This window comes from Salinispirillum sp. LH 10-3-1, assembly GCF_030643825.1.
GTDB lineage: Bacteria > Pseudomonadota > Gammaproteobacteria > Pseudomonadales > Natronospirillaceae > Salinispirillum.
Genome location: NZ_CP101717.1, coordinates 1,038,467 through 1,056,146, shown reverse-complemented (window position 1 = coordinate 1,056,146; position 17,680 = coordinate 1,038,467). Strand labels below are relative to the sequence as shown.

The 17,680-nt window shown below is 54.4% G+C and carries 17 protein-coding genes; 12 read left to right on the top strand and 5 right to left on the bottom strand.

The genetic code is table 11. The features are described from left to right. Positions 1–154: 154 nt before the first annotated feature. The gene (locus NFC81_RS04705) at positions 155–1,186 is read right to left on the bottom strand and encodes a DUF2333 family protein (RefSeq protein WP_304996381.1); all 1,032 of its coding nucleotides are present in this window, start codon (positions 1,184–1,186) and stop codon (positions 155–157) included. A 251-nt stretch (positions 1,187–1,437) separates the two neighbouring features. Here NFC81_RS04705 and aroQ point away from each other — a divergent pair, with 251 nt between their 5' ends. The 11 genes from aroQ to coq7 all read left to right on the top strand — a co-directional run bounded on the left by aroQ (position 1,438) and on the right by coq7 (position 13,409). Further along, on the top strand, positions 1,438–1,869 hold the full coding sequence (gene aroQ, locus NFC81_RS04700; protein ID WP_304996380.1) for a type II 3-dehydroquinate dehydratase: 432 nt from the start codon (positions 1,438–1,440) through the stop codon (positions 1,867–1,869). A gap of 28 nt (positions 1,870–1,897) precedes the next feature. Further along, positions 1,898–2,365 carry an acetyl-CoA carboxylase biotin carboxyl carrier protein gene (gene accB, locus NFC81_RS04695; RefSeq protein ID WP_304996379.1) on the top strand — a complete coding sequence of 156 codons (468 nt, stop codon included), beginning with the start codon at positions 1,898–1,900 and terminating at the stop codon, positions 2,363–2,365. A 12-nt stretch (positions 2,366–2,377) separates the two neighbouring features. Then, on the top strand, positions 2,378–3,718 hold the full coding sequence (gene accC, locus NFC81_RS04690; RefSeq protein WP_304996378.1) for an acetyl-CoA carboxylase biotin carboxylase subunit: 1,341 nt from the start codon (positions 2,378–2,380) through the stop codon (positions 3,716–3,718). Between the two features lie 201 nt (positions 3,719–3,919). Beyond that, complete coding sequence (gene prmA, locus NFC81_RS04685) at positions 3,920–4,810, top strand: 50S ribosomal protein L11 methyltransferase (protein ID WP_304996377.1); 891 nt, start codon at positions 3,920–3,922, stop codon at positions 4,808–4,810. A 28-nt stretch (positions 4,811–4,838) separates the two neighbouring features. Next, positions 4,839–6,023, top strand: coding sequence for a DUF3426 domain-containing protein (locus tag NFC81_RS04680; protein WP_304996376.1), 1,185 nt, complete (start codon positions 4,839–4,841; stop codon positions 6,021–6,023). 143 nt (positions 6,024–6,166) lie between these two features. Then, the gene (dusB, locus tag NFC81_RS04675) at positions 6,167–7,159 is read left to right on the top strand and encodes a tRNA dihydrouridine synthase DusB (RefSeq protein WP_304996375.1); all 993 of its coding nucleotides are present in this window, start codon (positions 6,167–6,169) and stop codon (positions 7,157–7,159) included. A gap of 23 nt (positions 7,160–7,182) precedes the next feature. Then, a complete protein-coding gene (fis, locus tag NFC81_RS04670; protein ID WP_304996374.1) occupies positions 7,183–7,452 on the top strand; it encodes a DNA-binding transcriptional regulator Fis in 270 nt (89 codons plus the stop codon). Between the two features lie 23 nt (positions 7,453–7,475). Continuing rightward, entirely contained in the window at positions 7,476–9,062 is a 1,587-nt protein-coding gene (gene purH / locus NFC81_RS04665) for a bifunctional phosphoribosylaminoimidazolecarboxamide formyltransferase/IMP cyclohydrolase (protein ID WP_304996373.1), read from the top strand. A gap of 45 nt (positions 9,063–9,107) precedes the next feature. Continuing rightward, a complete protein-coding gene (gene purD, locus NFC81_RS04660) occupies positions 9,108–10,400 on the top strand; it encodes a phosphoribosylamine--glycine ligase (protein WP_304996372.1) in 1,293 nt (430 codons plus the stop codon). An 84-nt stretch (positions 10,401–10,484) separates the two neighbouring features. Then, the gene (locus tag NFC81_RS04655; protein ID WP_304996371.1) at positions 10,485–12,746 is read left to right on the top strand and encodes an ATP-binding protein; all 2,262 of its coding nucleotides are present in this window, start codon (positions 10,485–10,487) and stop codon (positions 12,744–12,746) included. 18 nt (positions 12,747–12,764) lie between these two features. Further along, positions 12,765–13,409, top strand: coding sequence for a 2-polyprenyl-3-methyl-6-methoxy-1,4-benzoquinone monooxygenase (gene coq7 / locus NFC81_RS04650; protein WP_304996370.1), 645 nt, complete (start codon positions 12,765–12,767; stop codon positions 13,407–13,409). A gap of 6 nt (positions 13,410–13,415) precedes the next feature. Here coq7 and proB read toward each other — a convergent pair whose 3' ends face one another. The 4 genes from proB to rplU form a co-directional block, all read right to left on the bottom strand. Continuing rightward, positions 13,416–14,558 (bottom strand): glutamate 5-kinase, encoded by a 1,143-nt coding sequence (gene proB, locus NFC81_RS04645; RefSeq protein WP_304996369.1) that lies wholly within the window; start codon positions 14,556–14,558, stop codon positions 13,416–13,418. After that, positions 14,545–15,729 (bottom strand): Obg family GTPase CgtA, encoded by a 1,185-nt coding sequence (gene cgtA / locus NFC81_RS04640; RefSeq protein WP_304996368.1) that lies wholly within the window; start codon positions 15,727–15,729, stop codon positions 14,545–14,547. Before cgtA ends, proB begins: the two co-directional genes overlap by 14 nt. A gap of 128 nt (positions 15,730–15,857) precedes the next feature. After that, entirely contained in the window at positions 15,858–16,115 is a 258-nt protein-coding gene (gene rpmA, locus NFC81_RS04635; RefSeq protein ID WP_304996367.1) for a 50S ribosomal protein L27, read from the bottom strand. A gap of 16 nt (positions 16,116–16,131) precedes the next feature. Then, entirely contained in the window at positions 16,132–16,443 is a 312-nt protein-coding gene (gene rplU / locus NFC81_RS04630; RefSeq protein WP_304996366.1) for a 50S ribosomal protein L21, read from the bottom strand. A gap of 268 nt (positions 16,444–16,711) precedes the next feature. Between rplU and NFC81_RS04625 the strand changes: the two genes are divergently transcribed. Beyond that, positions 16,712–17,680: a polyprenyl synthetase family protein gene (locus NFC81_RS04625; protein ID WP_304996947.1), complete on the top strand. Its 969-nt coding sequence runs from the start codon at positions 16,712–16,714 to the stop codon at positions 17,678–17,680.

Here is a 17,680-nt window from a genome sequence, read left to right as displayed (position 1 = left end):
CGAGGAAGAATAGATGGGCTATTGTACGGATTTCCGCAGCGATGCCAATGTGATTGATTATGATAACAGCATGTAGCGGCCGCAGTGGCGGGTGTAAACACGCCGCCCTACGGAACACAGATACCCCCGTTAAAAACGACTAACTCAGTGCAAATCAATTAGATTGCAGCAACTGGCGCAAATCAATGATCGCCGCATTGGCGCGCGACAGGTAGTTAGCCATTACTAACGAGTGGTTGGCCAATATGCCAAAGCCGTCGCCATTCAGCACCATGGGCGAGCGCAATGGTCGCTGGGTGGCTTCCAGCTCGCGAATGATCTGGCGCAAGCTGGCAGTGGCATTGCGCTGGCTCAATACATCAGCGAAATCGTGCTCCACCGCTTTCAGCAAATGCACCAACGCCCAAGCCGAACCACGCGCCTCATAGAAAATGTCGTCAATTTCCAACCAAGGCGTTTCGGATACGGTTTCCTGGTCCTCACCGACTCCGTATACACGCCCACCGACACTGTTGCTCAAACGCTGCGACATAGAGCCTAAACGCGTCGATACATCGCCCAGCCAATTGGCAAGACTGTCAGTGCGCGGGTGAAACTGTGCGCGATCGTTGCCGGTACTGTTTAGCCGATGCAAATAGGAATCAAGATGCCGGATACCGCGACGATACTCACTTTCGGCAGACGGCAGAATCCAGCTGCTGGAGTCGAAATGGAATTGAGGTTCAGCAATAACCAAATCGGGGTCTTCGGTCGACTGCGACTGCGAACGACTCATGTCACGACGCAAGGCCCGCGCCATATCACGAGACTGGATGATCACTCCCATCTCCCAATTCGGCATATTGTCCAGCCACAGACCCGGTGGCATCACATCATTCTGCAAATAGCCACCCGGCTTATCCAGCAGGGTGCTCATCACATGCTCAAGGGTGGCCACCGTGGTATAGCCCGGCACGACTTCGTGTCCCCGCGCCTCGGCACGCGCTTCTGCCAAAGCCACCACATCAAAGGAATCAGGCTCTTTACTCCACCAGATGCCCAAGCCAATCAACACAACGAGTAAGGCACTGGTGACAATCAATATGGGCTTGACGTAACCACGACCTGACAGCCCTGTTGCCCAAGAGGATCTAACTCGGTGCCAAAGAGGGGCTGGATTCAATTTACTTAACCAACGCTTTACCATACTAGCCTTCCTTTGATTGTCGTTTCGACATCAGTACAAGATACATCTGTAACCGCCTTTAGGCTACCAGTCTCTCGACAGTGTACGAAACAGCTCTTTCATCGCGAGTAAGCAGTATTTCTGGGAATATCGATGCGTTTTTGAGTTTTTTTCATAACAAAAAATAGCGCTAGACGTTGACCCATTGCCTGTCACGCAATATTGTCTACCTGTTCACTGAATATCACTGCAACTTGCGGCTTTTTATACTTATGCCCCACATCACCGTACTACATGGCCCCAACCTCAATTTGCTGGGCACCCGTGAGCCTGAAGTATACGGACACGAGACGCTGGACGACATCAATGCCTCATTGGTATCGATCGGCGCTGAGTTGGGCATCGAGGTGGCTTGCCTGCAAAGCAATGCTGAACATGAGTTGATCGACCACATTCATCAACTGCGCGGGCGCAGCGATGCGGTGATCATCAACCCGGCGGCGTTCACTCACACCAGCGTAGCGATCCGCGATGCCTTAGCCGGTGTGGCTATCCCATTCATCGAAGTGCACTTGTCCAATGTGCATCGTCGAGAAGCGTTCCGTCATCACAGTTATTTCTCTGACCTTGCTGTTGCCGTCATTTGTGGCCTAGGCAGCGAGGGTTATCGGGCAGCACTGCGCTACCTGAGCAAGCAGCTTTAAACCTACAATCATCGACAGGATTACCCAAATGGATATTCGCAAAGTTAAAAAACTGATTGAACTGCTGGAAGAATCCGGCATTGACGAAATTGAAATCACCGAAGGTGAAGAGTCCATTCGTATCAGCCGCACGTCGCATTCGTTGCCACCCCAGCAACACTTCATGAGCGCACCAATGCAGCAGATGCAAGCACCTGCCCCGGCACCCGCACCCGCAGCGCCTGCGGCACCAGCCGCCGCTGAAGCGCCTGCCGCCCCCGTTGGCCACATCGTGAAGTCACCGATGGTGGGTACCTTCTATCGTGCCGCTTCACCAACGTCTAACGTTTTCGCGGAAGTCGGCCAGAAAGTGAAGAAAGGCGACACGCTGTGCATCATTGAAGCCATGAAAATGATGAACCAGATTGAATGCGACAAAGACGGCACCGTCGGCGAAATTCTGATCGAAAACGGCCAGCCCGTTGAATTCGATCAACCACTCTTCACTATCGTTTAAACGGGTGATCTGATGTTGGATAAAGTACTCATTGCAAACCGCGGTGAAATCGCTTTGCGGATAATGCGCGCTTGCAAAGAGCTGGGCATCAAAACCGTGGCGGTTCACTCACAGTGCGATCGTGACCTTAAGCACGTAAAACTGGCCGATGAAACCGTCTGTATCGGGCCGAACCCCAGCTCCGAAAGTTACCTAAATATTCCTGCATTGATTGCTGCGGCCGAAGTGACGGGCGCGGTGGCTATTCACCCTGGCTACGGCTTTTTGGCCGAAAATGCGGATTTCTGCGAGCAGGTAGAGCGCAGCGGTTTCACCTTCATAGGCCCAACGGCTAACGTCATCCGTCTGATGGGCGATAAAGTATCGGCCATACGAGCCATGATCAAAACCGGCGTACCTACTGTGCCGGGTTCTGGTGGCCCATTGGGTGACGACGATGCTCGCAATTTGCAGCACGGTCGCGAAGTCGGCTATCCCGTGATCATTAAAGCCGCCGCTGGCGGTGGTGGTCGCGGTATGCGCGTCGTACACAGCGAAGCCAGTCTGCTGAGCGCCATCTCAATCACCAAGTCAGAAGCAGCAGCTGCCTTTGGCGATGGCACGGTTTACATGGAAAAATTCCTGGTAAACCCACGCCACGTTGAAGTTCAGGTGTTGGCGGATGGTAAGGGCAATGCCATTCACTTGTTTGACCGCGATTGTTCCTTGCAACGTCGTCACCAAAAAGTATTAGAAGAAGCACCCGCACCGGGCATTGATCCTAAGGCACGCGAAGAAGTACTGGCGGCCTGTGTACGTGCCTGTATTGAAATTGGCTATCGCGGTGCAGGTACTTTCGAATTCTTGTATGAAGATGGCCGCTACTATTTCATTGAAATGAATACGCGCGTGCAGGTTGAGCACCCAGTCTCTGAAATGGTGACTGGCGTCGACATCATCAAAGAGCAGTTGCGTATTGCCGCAGGCTTGCCGTTGTCGGTGAAGCAAGAAGACGTCCGCTTGCTCGGCCATGCTTTCGAATGCCGCATCAATGCAGAAGACAGCAAAACCTTCATGCCGAGCCCAGGCACCATCACCCAATTCCACTCACCTGGTGGTTTTGGCGTACGCTGGGACTCACACATCTATGACGGCTATAAAATCCCGCCGTACTACGATTCAATGATCGGCAAGCTGATCACCTATGGTGATACGCGTGAAGCCGCCTTGGACAAGATGCGTGTGGCGCTGGATGAGCTGGTCATTGAAGGCATTAAAACCAACGTTGACCTGCAAAAGCAGTTGGTACGTGATGAAGGCTTCCGAGCGGGTGGGGTGAATATCCACTACCTCGAAAGCAAGTTAATCAAGTAAGTCGATCCCTTCGACTTCGTATTTGTTCGCGCAGAGGACTGCGCTCCTACCACCTTCAGGAGCGTAGCCCTCGACCAAACTCCAACCTTAGGTGGTCAGCCCCCGACCGAACAAGATTCGTCAATCAGTGATCTCCGTCCTTATAGTAACGCCGGTTTCCGTTTATACTTCCCCCTTTCTCGTTCAGTCGCAAGGAACTCAATGGCCTGGCTTAAGATTCAACTTCACGACATCTCCCCGCAATCTGCCGAAAGCTACGAAGACGCATTACTCTCTTTAGGAGCTCAAGTAGTTACCCTAGAGGACGGTGCCGACGAACCCATCTTTGAACCAGAGCTAGGGACGACTCCGTTGTGGCAAAACTCGCGCCTAACCGCATTATTTGCTGCGGATGTTGATGCCCAACTGGTTATATTGGCGTTCACTGATCTGATGCAACGAGCCGACGTAACTGTGCCATCCGTGACCAGTGACTTGCTCGAGGACAAAGACTGGATTCGCGCCTGGATGGACAGCTATCACCCCATTCAGTTTGGGAAGCGCCTGTGGATCTGCCCCAGTTGGCACACGCCACCTCAACCAGACGCAGTCAATTTGATGCTCGACCCAGGGCTCGCCTTTGGCACTGGCACGCACCAGACCACCGCCCTCTGCATGCGCTGGCTCGACGGATTGGACCTGCACGGCAAGCGCATCGTCGACTACGGTTGCGGGTCCGGCATACTAGGCTTAGCGGGCATTCTGCTTGGCGCACACTATATGATGGGCGTCGATATAGACCCACAAGCGCTGTACGCCACGCGACAAAATGCGGAGCGCAATAACATCACGGCGGCGCAATACGATGTGTACTTGCCGGAAGATACCCCGGCATTGCAAGCCGATGTGTTAGTCGCCAACATCCTTGCTGGCCCACTAATCCAATTGCGAGACCAAATCCTAGCCCACTTGAAACCGGGTGCCCAATTGGCGCTCTCAGGAATCATTAAAAACCAAGTGGATGACGTCGTAGCTGCCTACGCCCCATTGGTTAGCGATATTGAGATTGCATACGACGAAGACTGGGCTAGAATCACCGGCCACCGTTCATAATTTGTTTTAGCGCACGGAACTGCACGACATGACAACTCACATTACACAATGCCCGCACTGCAGCACCGCTTTTCGTGTTTCTGCGGACCAGTTGAGTGTGGCCAAAGGAGCCGTGCGCTGCGGTAGCTGTCTGAAAGTTTTTCGTGCTGATGAACACCTGCGTGAACGCATGCCGTCGGGCCCAGTGCGCGCTACAGAGCCTCCTAAGAAAGCGCCCGCCGCGTCACAGACCAAGTCGGCTCAGGCCGCCAAGGCAGAGCCAACCCCAAAAGCACCGCTGGCCGATGCGTCCAGTCCCTTCCCTCCCGACGACGATGAATTTATTTTTTCTGACATGGCCGAGGAAGACGGCCTCGCCGATGACGAGTTCGTGTTTATGGATGGGGATGACGAGCTGGATGATGACTTTTCCGACTCTGATGACGAGCTAGAGTTTAGCGACTCTTTCTTGTCGCTTGAGGATACGCCGGATCCCGTGCGCCGGCGCCTGATGGTAGAGCCGGAAGAGCCGGAATTCAGTGATGCGGCGTCGGATGACAGCTGGGCTTTAGACATGCTGGCGGATGCCGAGCGAGATCCGCCGTCGCGCCCTGCTCGTCCGTCATTCGACACCGAAGCACAAGACATTCCCTTTGCCGCTGTTGCCAAACCGGCGACCAAGCGTCCGGTCAAACCGACACCTGCGGCGCCTACCTACGCCCATCATGACCTCGACGAGCTGGCTAACCGACTCGATGCGCACAGCGGAAGACGCGGTCTATGGACCCTGGCCGCCGCCCTGCTGATGGTGATGCTCGCGGCGCAAACACTTTGGTGGCAACGCCACGCATTGCATCAAGCGGGCGTCTTACAGCCTATTTACGCCGCAGTATGCACGCAATTACCCTGTGCCTTGGAGCCGTCCAGACCGGACACCAGCGCTGTGCGAGCCCTGAGCTCGATTCTGCGTCCTCTCGCCGACCAGCGCATGCGGTTAGACGCCGTATTCGTCAACCGCAGCGACCGCCCAGTGCCCTTCCCGTCGGTATTGCTGGAATTGCAAGATTTACAAGGCCAAGTCATTGCCGATGGTTTGTTCTCGCCGAGCGATTACGTCGCCGGTGATATGCGCCCCGATGACTTGATGCCGCCCGGCCAGCCGATCAGTATCAGCATCAATGTCAATCGCCCCACGGCGGACTTAAGCAACTACAGCTTAACCTTTCACTACTAAAGCAGCGCCTAAAGCGCTGCCGATTATCATTTCTACGACAAGAGTTCACCTAAACTTGTGGTTAGCGCTTTTCTATCGGGGTCGGAATCAGTATCATACGCCGCCCTTGCTGGACAGATAATGACCAACGCCTGGACAATCTTGTGAATATCGGATCTTTTCAGATAGACCAGCCTCTTGTGCTTGCACCCATGGCTGGCGTCACCGACCTCCCCTTTCGGCAGCTCTGTCGTGAGCTTGGAGCTGGCTTAGCGGTATCAGAGATGGTCACCGCAGACAGTCGACTGTGGCACACGAGAAAGTCTCGCTTGCGCTTGGATCACAGTGACGAAGCCGCACCGATCAGCGTGCAGATTGCGGGCAGTGATCCTGAACAGATGGCCGAGGCGGCTCGCTTGAACGCCGATCATGGCGCACAAATCATCGACATCAATATGGGCTGTCCAGCCAAGAAAGTCTGTAATAAGGCGGCAGGCTCAGCTTTATTACAGGATGAAGCATTGGTCGCACGGATTCTGGAATCCGTGGTTAATGCCGTAAACCTGCCTGTCACCCTGAAAATCCGCACGGGATGGAGCCCCGAACAGCGCAATGGTGTTGCTATTGCACGTTTAGCGGAAGCCTGCGGCATACAGGCGCTCGCGGTACATGGCCGCACCCGAGCCTGCAAGTTTCAGGGCGAAGCCGAGTACGACACCATCAAACAAATAAAAGAAGCGGTATCGATTCCCGTACTGGCTAATGGTGACATTACGTCTGGTGAGCAAGCGGCCAAGGTCATGGCTTATACCGGTGCCGACGGCATCATGATTGGACGGGCAGCCCAAGGCAACCCTTGGATCTTCCGCGAAATCACTGAATTTCTGGCCACCGGACGAGTACAAACGCAGGTTACAACGACGGAACGACGAGACACTCTGGTCGGTCATATACGGGCCTTGTACGCCTTCTACGACGACTTTATGGGTGTTCGTATTGCACGTAAACACGTTGGTTGGTATCTCCAGGCACAACCCGGCCAACACAACCTGCGACAGCAATTCAACCGTCTGGACACGCCAGACGAGCAACTTCAATTGATTCATCAATACTTCGATGAATTAGCAGATACACAGGAAAAAACAGTAGCAGCATGAATATGAATTCTATTGAGGTACCTATGAAGCACCCCGTCACCACTGGTCAGGAAAGCAGCGCGGAAACACAAACGCTGCGCGATAGTGTCGAGCTGGCCATGAACAACTATTTTGAGCACTTAGATGGCCAAGACGTCAACGAAGTTTATCAAATGGTGATGTCTGAAGTAGAAGCACCCTTACTCGAAGTGGTCATGCGTTACACCCGCGATAACCAAACCAAAGCGTCGCAAGTATTGGGCCTGAATCGCGGCACTTTACGCAAGAAATTGAAACAGTACGGCCTTCTTTAAAACCAAGGGATACAGGACTGAACATGCAAGCTACCGTAGCCATCAAACGTGCGCTGATCAGCGTTTCAGACAAAACCGGAATCGTGGAATTCGCCACCGCGTTGCAAGCCCGCGGAGTTGAACTGCTGTCCACCGGCGGCACCTACCGCCTGCTCAAGGAGCATGACTTAGCGGTCACTGAAGTATCAGAGCATACCGGGTTTCCCGAAATGATGGATGGTCGCGTGAAAACTCTGCACCCCATCATTCACGGGGGCATTCTGGGCCGCCGTGGGCAGGATGACGATGTCATGGCTGAACACGGCATTGCACCCATCGACATGGTCGTGGTGAACCTGTATCCCTTTGCCGCCACCGTGGCACGCGACGATTGCGACCTACCGATGGCGATAGAGAATATCGATATCGGCGGTCCAACAATGGTGCGCAGTGCTGCCAAGAACCATGCCTGGGTGTCCATTGTGGTCAATAACTCGGACTACCAACGAGTCATTGAAGAGTTTGACCGTTTGGGCGGCGTGACTCATAAAACCCGTTTCGACCTTGCTTTAAAAGCCTTTGAGCACACCGCTCAATACGACGGCATGATTGCCAACTACTTGGGCTCAATCGACCAATCGGCAGATAAATTGAGCACTGAGGGGCGCGAAGCCTTTCCTCGTACCTTCAATCTGCAGTTGCATAAAGCCCAAGATATGCGCTACGGCGAAAACCCGCACCAACAAGCGGCTTTTTATATCGACCCAGCGAACACCGAAGCTTCGGTATCCACGGCGGAACAAATTCAAGGTAAGGAATTGTCGTTCAACAACATCGCTGACACGGACGCAGCCTTGGAGTGCGTTAAGAGCTTTGCCGAACCCGCTTGCGTTATAGTGAAGCATGCCAATCCCTGTGGCGTCGCCACCGGCAGCGATATCTTGGAAGCCTACCAACGCGCCTTTAAAACCGACCCAACATCAGCTTTTGGTGGCATCATCGCGTTCAACCGACCGCTCGACACGAAAACGGCACAAGCCATTATCGACAAGCAATTCGTTGAAGTCATCATCGCCCCAGCGATCAGTGACAGTGCGCGCGAAGTGGTCAGTGTGAAACCGAACGTGCGTTTATTGGCCTGCGGTGAGTGGGATGTTGCCCAGCCCGGATGGGACTTCAAGAAGGTCACCGGCGGCTTGCTGATTCAGGAGCGTGACCTCGGCACCATGACCACCGAACAACTCAAAATCGTCACTCAACGCCAACCGACACCGGCTGAGATGACCGACTTGCTGTTTGCCTGGAAAGTCGCCAAGTTTGTAAAATCCAATGCCATCGTATACGCCAGCGCAGGCATGACCGTCGGCATAGGTGCTGGGCAAATGAGTCGCGTCTACAGTGCCAAGATTGCAGGTATCAAAGCCGCCGACGAAAAGCTGGAAATTGCCGGTTCCGTTATGGCTTCCGATGCCTTCTTCCCCTTTCGCGACGGCCTCGATCAAGCCGCCGATATGGGCGTGAAGGCGGTGATTCAACCAGGCGGCTCTATGCGCGATGAAGAAGTCATCGCCGCAGCAAACGAGCATGGTATTGCCATGGTATTCACAGGCATGCGCCACTTCCGACATTGATCCGTAGGCGGCCTTAGCGGCCGTCGTTATTATTAAGGAAACAACATGAATATCCTGATTATAGGCGGCGGCGGTCGCGAACATGCACTGGCATGGAAAGCGGCGCAGTCTCCGTTGTCTGACACCGTATTCGTCGCCCCCGGCAATGCCGGTACGGCGCGTGAGTCTGGTATCGTCAATGTGGCTATCGAGCCGACCGATCTGGTCGCTCTGAGCCGCTTTGCGCGGGAAAATAATGTTGGCTTGACCATCGTCGGACCAGAGGCTCCTTTGGTCATTGGTGTCGTTGACCACTTTCAGGCCGAAGGCCTGCCCATCTTCGGCCCAACGCAAGGCGCCGCTCAGTTGGAGGGCTCCAAAGCCTTTACTAAGGACTTCCTAGCAAGGCACAACATTCCTACCGCCTTCTATGGTGTGTTTACGGAGGTCGCGCCAGCCATCGCCTACATCAAGGAAAAGGGTGCCCCTATCGTGGTTAAAGCCGACGGGTTAGCCGCTGGCAAGGGCGTGATTTTGGCTGAAACCGAGTCCGAAGCCATCGCTGCAGTCGAAGACATGCTGTCCGGCAATAAATTTGGTGACGCCGGGGCGCGGGTAGTGGTCGAACAGTTCCTTCGTGGAGAGGAAGCCAGCTTCATCGTCATGGTAGACGGCGACAACATCCTGCCGATGGCTACTTCACAGGATCACAAGGCGGCGCTGAATGGCGATACAGGACCGAATACCGGTGGTATGGGTGCCTACTCACCAGCCCCCGTAGTGACTCCCGAGATCGAAGCTCGGGTTATTCGCGAAGTGATCCGTCCAACCGTTGACGGCATGAAAGCCGAAGGGAACCCCTATACGGGATTTCTTTATGCAGGCTTAATGATCGACAGCGACGGCACCCCGAATGTGCTGGAATACAACTGCCGCTTTGGCGATCCTGAAACGCAGCCCATCATGATGCGCTTGCAGTCGGATCTGGTTGCACTGTGCAAAGCCGCCATCGCTGGCAAGCTGAATACCGTGACCGCCCAGTGGGACTCACGAGCCGCGTTAGGTGTTGTAATGGCAGCCGCAGGATACCCTGAGGCATACCCCAAGGGCGACACCATTTCCGGTCTCCCCGAGCACGACAACGTCGAGCAAAAGGTTTTCCACGCTGGTACAGCAGAACAAGACGACAACGTAGTGACCAGTGGCGGCCGAGTGCTGTGTTGCACAGCATTGGGTAACGACGTCGCCGAAGCGCAGGCCAAAGCCTACGAACTGGTCGGCCAAATATCATGGCAAGGAGCATACTTCCGGACCGATATTGGTCACCGGGCGATCAGTCGCGAGCGTAGTCCGAGCTAAGGGTTGCATCGACCATTGTCAGAGCCTGATATGGGTCAGTATACTGCACGTCCCCGTGCTGCTGATTTACCGGAGCTGATAAACATGTTTAAGCTGAGCCTTTCCAACCTGCTGGTGCTCAGCTTCATTGTCCTGCTTGGTAGCCTGGCGCTACCGAGCTTGGCCACTGCCCTGCCAGCTGACGTGCGCAGCCTCAATCTCCTGCCCGATGCACGGTTTATGGTCGACAGCCGGGGACGTCATGACATCAGCCAAATGGCCCACCCGGAAATTCAGAACCAGATGGTGCCCGTGCGTACCGAACGACTGCAACGAAATGTGGGCAAGGGTGTACTTTGGTTGCAACTGACCTTAGAAAACACCAATCGCCCTGCGGCGATGGAAGGCATTCTCCTGCTGAGTAGCGAGACCTCGCTTGACTTAGAAGTGTGGCACAACGGACAGGACGCCAGCACCGTACTGACCCCAACGTTACGCGGCTATGCGCTGCCATTCCATCTGGCGCCTGACGGAGGGAGCCAATGGATCTTCCGCATTCGCTCCAACAGCCCGCTGGATATAGGCTTGGCCTACGAAACACTGGGCACCTTCACTAGCCGAGACCAATGGCTCAGTTTCTATATCTATGCCCTACTCGGTGCGGGGCTGCTCGCTGCCATTGTTTTATTCGCCCGCCAAACGGCACGCCGACATGAGCATAACGCCAGTATTCATTTTTTGCTCTGGCCAAGCTATCTCTTCACCTTGGTACTGTTTACGCTGTTTCAATACGTTGGATTAGCCCCCCTTACCGGGCAATTGTTCTTTCAGGCCGACTGGCTGCCCGGTGTATTTTTGGCGATCGGCGCGAGCCTAATGGGCCTCATGTGGTGGGGGCCCTTGTTAGCAAACCAAGATCGCCTATGGCTGAGCTACCTGCTGAGCGCGGCCACGGTGCTGCTGGCGTTAATCGGCGGCACCGCTTGGGTGATCGGTGCAATCATCGTCTTGTGCTTGGTGCGCTTGTCTGGCATCGGCATCCGGCGTGCCGAAGTGCATCAATTTCCCACCGTCGCGGCGATCCTGAGTATTTTGTTGTGGGGCTTACTGGAACTGCTGCGCAGCACCGACTTGGCCATCACAGGCACTTTGCATCGCCCCATTCAGCTGACCTTGTTGATGATCCATGGCGTCTATATTCAGCGCTCGTTTCTGGCGCGGGTTAAGCAGCGCCCAGTGTTTACCAATCTGATGTTGCCGACCGACGCCACCAAGGACAGCTTAGGATTGTTGCGCAAGTTGAACCATGACCTACGCTCACCGATCAACGGGGTACTGGGCATGGCGTCATTGCTCAGCGAAACCCAGCTCAATAGCCAACAGCAAGACTACGTTGCAACCATCAACAACGCGGGCCTTCAGATGCTGAATCTGGCCGACGAAATGCGTACTCTGACCAGGCTATCGACAGGACAGTTGCGGGTACGCCCCAAACGGGTTGAGTTGAATGTGTTCTTGCATGAGGTAGTCAGCCCATTTGCGCGGCTCGCGAGTCAGAAAATGATCGAGGTTGCCACACAAATACTACCCAATGTACCGCGTTATGTGCGCATCGACCCAGACGCGGTGGCGCAGGTCCTGCGCCTATTGCTCGACAACGCCGTTAAATATACGGAAGAAGGCGACATTCTGGTCACCATTCGGCTCGAAGGCGATGATCGGCTGCGCATTCGCGTTGATGACAGTGGGCGTGGCGTGCCTGAAGAAGAGCAAACAGGGTTGTTTGATTTTCAACCCCCGGTGACCGACCCGGAAGCGGGGCGCTCCTACATCAAGCTCGGCCTACCCATCGCGCGCGCCATCGTGCACGCGATGTCGGGACAAATTGGCATGAGCCGCCCGGCTGAGCAAGGGTCGACATTTTGGCTCAGCATTCCTTTTGTGGCCGATCAGCAACCTGAAACCAATCCGGCGCTCGCCAGCATGGAATCCTTGTTGCAGAAAAAGGTTTTGATTGTTGATGACCACTTTGCTTGTCGCCGCGTATTGGAAGATCAGACGCGAAGCTGGGGCATGCAACCTGAGCTGGCGAGCGACGGAAAGGAAGCCCTGGCTATTCTGCAAAGCCATATGTACTTCCATCAGCCCTTTGACTGGGTGTTTATCGACTATCGCATGCCTCGCATGGATGGCTTAGAGCTGCTACGTAAAGTCCGTGCCATTAGCGGGTTGCGACGCTTAAAGGTCGTTATGATGACAGGAGTGGACCAGAACTACGTGGAGCAAGCCGTTGGCGAACTCGATACCGTCGCCGTACTTCCAAAGCCCATTAACACCCGTGAACTGATGCGCCTGCTGGTATCCTGAACAGGAGAGATTGATCACATGACGACACAACATAGCCGAATTGACCAAGCACTGATCCACCTCGACCGTGCACTAAAAACCTGCCTGCCGGGCAGCGTCAAAGCGGTGCTGCCGAACCCAGCGCAACCACATCAAAACAACGTGCCGATGTCGGCCAGCGAACGTCGTCACGCGGCGGGTTTGATGCGCGTAAATCATACCGGAGAAGTTTGTGCGCAAGCCCTATACGAGGGACAGGCCAGTACTGCGCGATTGACACACATTCGAAAACAGATGAGCGCAGCGGCAGACGAAGAGTTAGACCACCTAGCCTGGTGCGAAACACGCCTGCAAGAACTGGAGAGCAAACCGAGCGTACTGAACCCACTGTTCTACGGGCTGTCTTTTGGTTTGGGCGCGCTTGCGGGTGCCGCGGGGGATAAGTACTCATTGGGGTTTGTGGCAGCGACAGAAGATCAGGTGAGCAAACACCTGCAAGATCATTTACAAGAATTACCAGAACAGGACGTGCGCAGCCGCGCGATCGTCAAGCAGATGTTAGCCGATGAACAACGCCATGCCGATGCGGCAAGACAGGCTGGCGGGCAAGAATTCCCCGCCCCGGTCAAACAAGCCATGTCGATGGTTGCCAAGGTGATGACACTCACCACCTATCGGCTATAAAGACAACTACATCACGACCAAGTTGTCGCGGTGCACCAACTCCGGCTCACTGATGTAGCCAAGCTCCTGCTCCATCGCCTTGGTGGACTTACGCAATACGCGTCGGGTTTCCTCAACACTGTAGTTACACAACCCTTTAGCAATGACGGCACCCTGTTCGTCAACACAGTCCACCAAATCACCGCGCTTAAAACGCCCATCCGTTGCCAAAACACCAACAGGCAGCAAACTCTTACCTTGTTCTTTGATCGCACGCACTGCACCCGCGTCTAAGCGCACCCAGCCTTGCGATTGCAACTGCCCAGCCAACCATTGCTTGCGAGCCGCCAGCGGTGCTTCATCGGCGGTCAGAAACGAGCCAACTTGTTCACCTTTGCGTAACCGCGTAAGCACACTGTCAGCGCGCCCACCCGCGATTACGGTCAGGGCGCCACTGCGCGATGCCAACCGTGCAGCACGTACTTTGGTGACCATACCGCCACGCCCCAACGCTCCACCACCGGAAGCCACCGCCAGCAGTTTAGGATCGTTGGCACGGGCGTGTGCGATCAGGCTAGCATCGGGGTTCTTGCGCGGATCGCTGTCGTAGATGCCGGTTTGATCGGTCAAAATAACTAAGGCATCCGCTTCGACCAGATTAGCGACCAAGGCACCCAGCGTATCGTTGTCGCCAAAGCGTATTTCATCCGTCACGACGGTGTCGTTTTCATTGATGATGGGAATAACGTTCAAAGACAACAGCGTACGCAATGTCGAGCGAGCGTTCAAATAACGCTGGCGATCTGCCAGGTCGGCATTGGTCAGCAGTATCTGGGCAGCGCACAGACCATGCTGCTGAAAACAGTCTTGATAGAACTGGATAAGCCGACTTTGCCCAACGGCTGCCGCCGCTTGCAAGTATTCCAGCTCATGAGGTCGCTCGGTCCAACCTAGTTCGGTCATACCGGCCGCCACCGCACCAGAGGACACCAGTACAACCTGTACCCCCTGTGCGCGTAGAGCAGCGATCTGGGAGACCCAGTCCCGAATGCGGTCCTGTGCAATGCCCTGTCCATCTTCGGTGAGCAAAGCACTGCCAATTTTTATGACCCAGCGCGAGCCATCGGTCAGCTCGGCAAATTCGGGTTTTTGGTGATCAGTAGGGCGCATATACCACTTCTACATCATGATCGTCGTCATCATCATCGTCCGCATCACGGCGCGCACGACGCATACTGGCTACTTCAGCAATGCGCTCACGGGCTTCTTCTTCAACCTGCTCGCGCTGCTCGGCATCAACCTTTGCGGCTTCCTCGTTGGTCGCCAGCAATTCGCGCTGCTCCAGCAGGTGACGCATAATCTGTTGCGTTAAAGGCTCTGTGCCATCTTTTCGTAGCGCCGACAAGGAAAATACCGGACCGGTCCAATTCAACGATTTTACAACGCGCGCGACCGTTTCGGCACGAACTTCTTCGGGCACCAAATCCATTTTGTTCAATACCAACCAGCGCTCACGCTGAGCCAACGTCGGACTGAACTTCTCCAGTTCATTGATGATGATGGCGGCATTGTCTTCGGGCAAGGTGTCGTCAAAGGGTGCCATATCCACCAGGTGCAACAACAGACGTGTTCTGACGACGTGCTTCAGGAAGTGTATACCTAAGCCCGCGCCTTCCGAAGCCCCCTCAATCAAGCCAGGAATATCGGCGATCACAAAGGAATTCAGATGATCTACACGGACGACGCCGAGGTTCGGTGCCAGCGTGGTAAAGGGGTAATCCGCCACCTTGGGCTTGGCCGCTGAGACGGAACGAATGAATGTCGACTTACCGGCATTAGGTAAGCCCAGCAGACCAACGTCGGCGATTACTTTCAGCTCCAACTTCAAGTTACGCTCTTCGCCCAGTGAACCATTGGTTGACTGGCGCGGCGCACGGTTAACGCTGGATTTAAAACGAGTATTACCTAAGCCGTGCCAACCACCTTGCGCCACCTTGACGCGCATACCGTGCTCGGTCAGGTCTGCCAGCGTCTCGTCGGTGTCTTGGTCTCGAATGGAAGTGCCGACAGGCACCAGCAAAACCAAGTCTTCGCCTTTTGCACCGGTCATATCACGGCCGCGCCCTGGCTGCCCGCTTTCTGCGGCATAGCTGCGCTTAAACTTGTATTCGATCAACGTGTTCAAATTCTCATCGGCTTCTAGCCAAATGGACCCACCATCGCCACCGTCACCACCATTAGGGCCACCCTTGGTGATGAACTTCTCGCGATGGAAGCTGACACAGCCATTTCCGCCTTTACCGGCGCGTATGTGGATAATGGCTTCATCGACGAATTTCATGATATTTCTCTGGTTTGCAAATTTATAATACAGCGTAGTTGTTCAGTTGGGCCGACTCATCCTTGGGCATAAAAAAAGCTCTGTTGTAGCAACAGAGCTTTTTTTGGTTCTCATCAATACTGAGGAGATTAAGCCGCTACAATGCTGACCGTTTTACGGTTCTTCGGGCCTTTAACTTCAAACTTCACCGCGCCGTCTTTAAGAGCGAACAGGGTGTGGTCTTTGCCCAAACCAACATTCACACCAGGGTGGAATGCTGTGCCGCGCTGACGAATGATGATAGAACCTGCAGTAACAGTTTGGCCGCCAAATGCTTTTACACCCAGACGCTTCGACTGAGAATCGCGACCGTTACGAGTACTACCACCTGCTTTCTTGTGAGCCATCTCTATAGCCTCCTAGTTACGCCTTGATACCAGTGATTTTCACTTCCGTGAACCACTGACGGTGACCCATACGCTTCATATGGTGCTTACGGCGTTTGAATTTCAGAATGTTAACTTTCTTGTGACGACCCTGAGCGATAACTTCTGCAGTCACCGTAGCGCCTTTCACCAATGGCTCGCCGATTTTAACGTCGTCGCCGTTACCGACCAACAGCACTTCTTCGAAGTTTACCGTTGCACCGGCTTCCAATTCGATTTTTTCCAGTCGCAACAACTGGCCTTCTTTTACGCGGTACTGTTTACCGCCAGACTTGATCACAGCGTACATGTTAATACTCACTTTTTAAAATGACTTACTCTATTAAGATCCTTATCTCTACTACCCACTTCTAAAGGCAACGCCTACGCTGCGGCACCCTATGGTGGGGAGAGGTTTTGAAAGGCGCGCAATTATAACGAAAGGCCTCAGCAAATACAACCTCATTACGCACTTCTGTATAACCATGTTCGCACTGTATAAAAACGGACGAAACCTTGACACCACTGGCCCTCAAAACATAGCATCAACCGCTGCTCAAGCCGGTTGTATGGAAAAAATGCAGATCAATGACATCAACAACGTTGTAGCTGCGGAATTTGCCGCAGTCAATGATGTTATCCATAGCGAGCTCAGCTCGCGCGTCCCGCTCGTTGAGCAGATTGCGGAATACATCGTATCCAGTGGTGGCAAGCGCTTGCGCCCGCTCGTAACACTGCTCTTGGGCAAGACCTTGAACTATGAATCACCGCACCTGATTCGCCTTGCCACTATCATCGAATTTCTCCATACCGCGACATTGCTGCATGACGATGTGGTCGACATGTCTGCCATGCGGCGCGGCAAAGCCACAGCAAACCAACGCTGGGGTAATGCACCCTCCGTTTTGGTTGGCGACTTTCTATACTCGCGCGCCTTCCAGCTTATGGTTGAGGTGGGCAACCTGGAAGTCATGAATCAGCTCGCTAATGCCACCAATGTGATTGCGGAGGGCGAAGTCTTGCAGTTAATGAATGTGCGCAACCCGGATCTATCCGAGAGCGATTACATGAAGGTCATTGAAGGCAAAACTGCCATGCTCTTTGCCGCTGCTACTGGCAGTGCTGCCGCACTCGCGCAAGCCGCACCAGAACGCCACGCCGCCGCCATGACTTACGGCACAGAGCTAGGCCTGGCCTTTCAAATTCAAGACGACGTGCTTGATTATGCGGGTGACAGCGCAGCCCTGGGTAAGAACGTCGGTGATGATCTAGCCGAAGGCAAGGTGACACTGCCGCTCATCTATACCCTGCAGCACACCGATGACAATACCCGCAAGATGATTCGACAGGCCATTCGAAAAGGCGGTACCAGTGAAGTGGAACCCATTCTGGCTGCCATTCAGAGTTGCGGCGCATTGTTGTACTGTCAACAAAAGGCCCGCGAGCATAGCGCGCGCGCGCAGCTAGCCTTGCAACAATTTCCCGCCAACGAAGCCCGTGCCGCACTGCATGCCTTGGCCGATCTAGCCGTGGAGCGCAGCGTATAG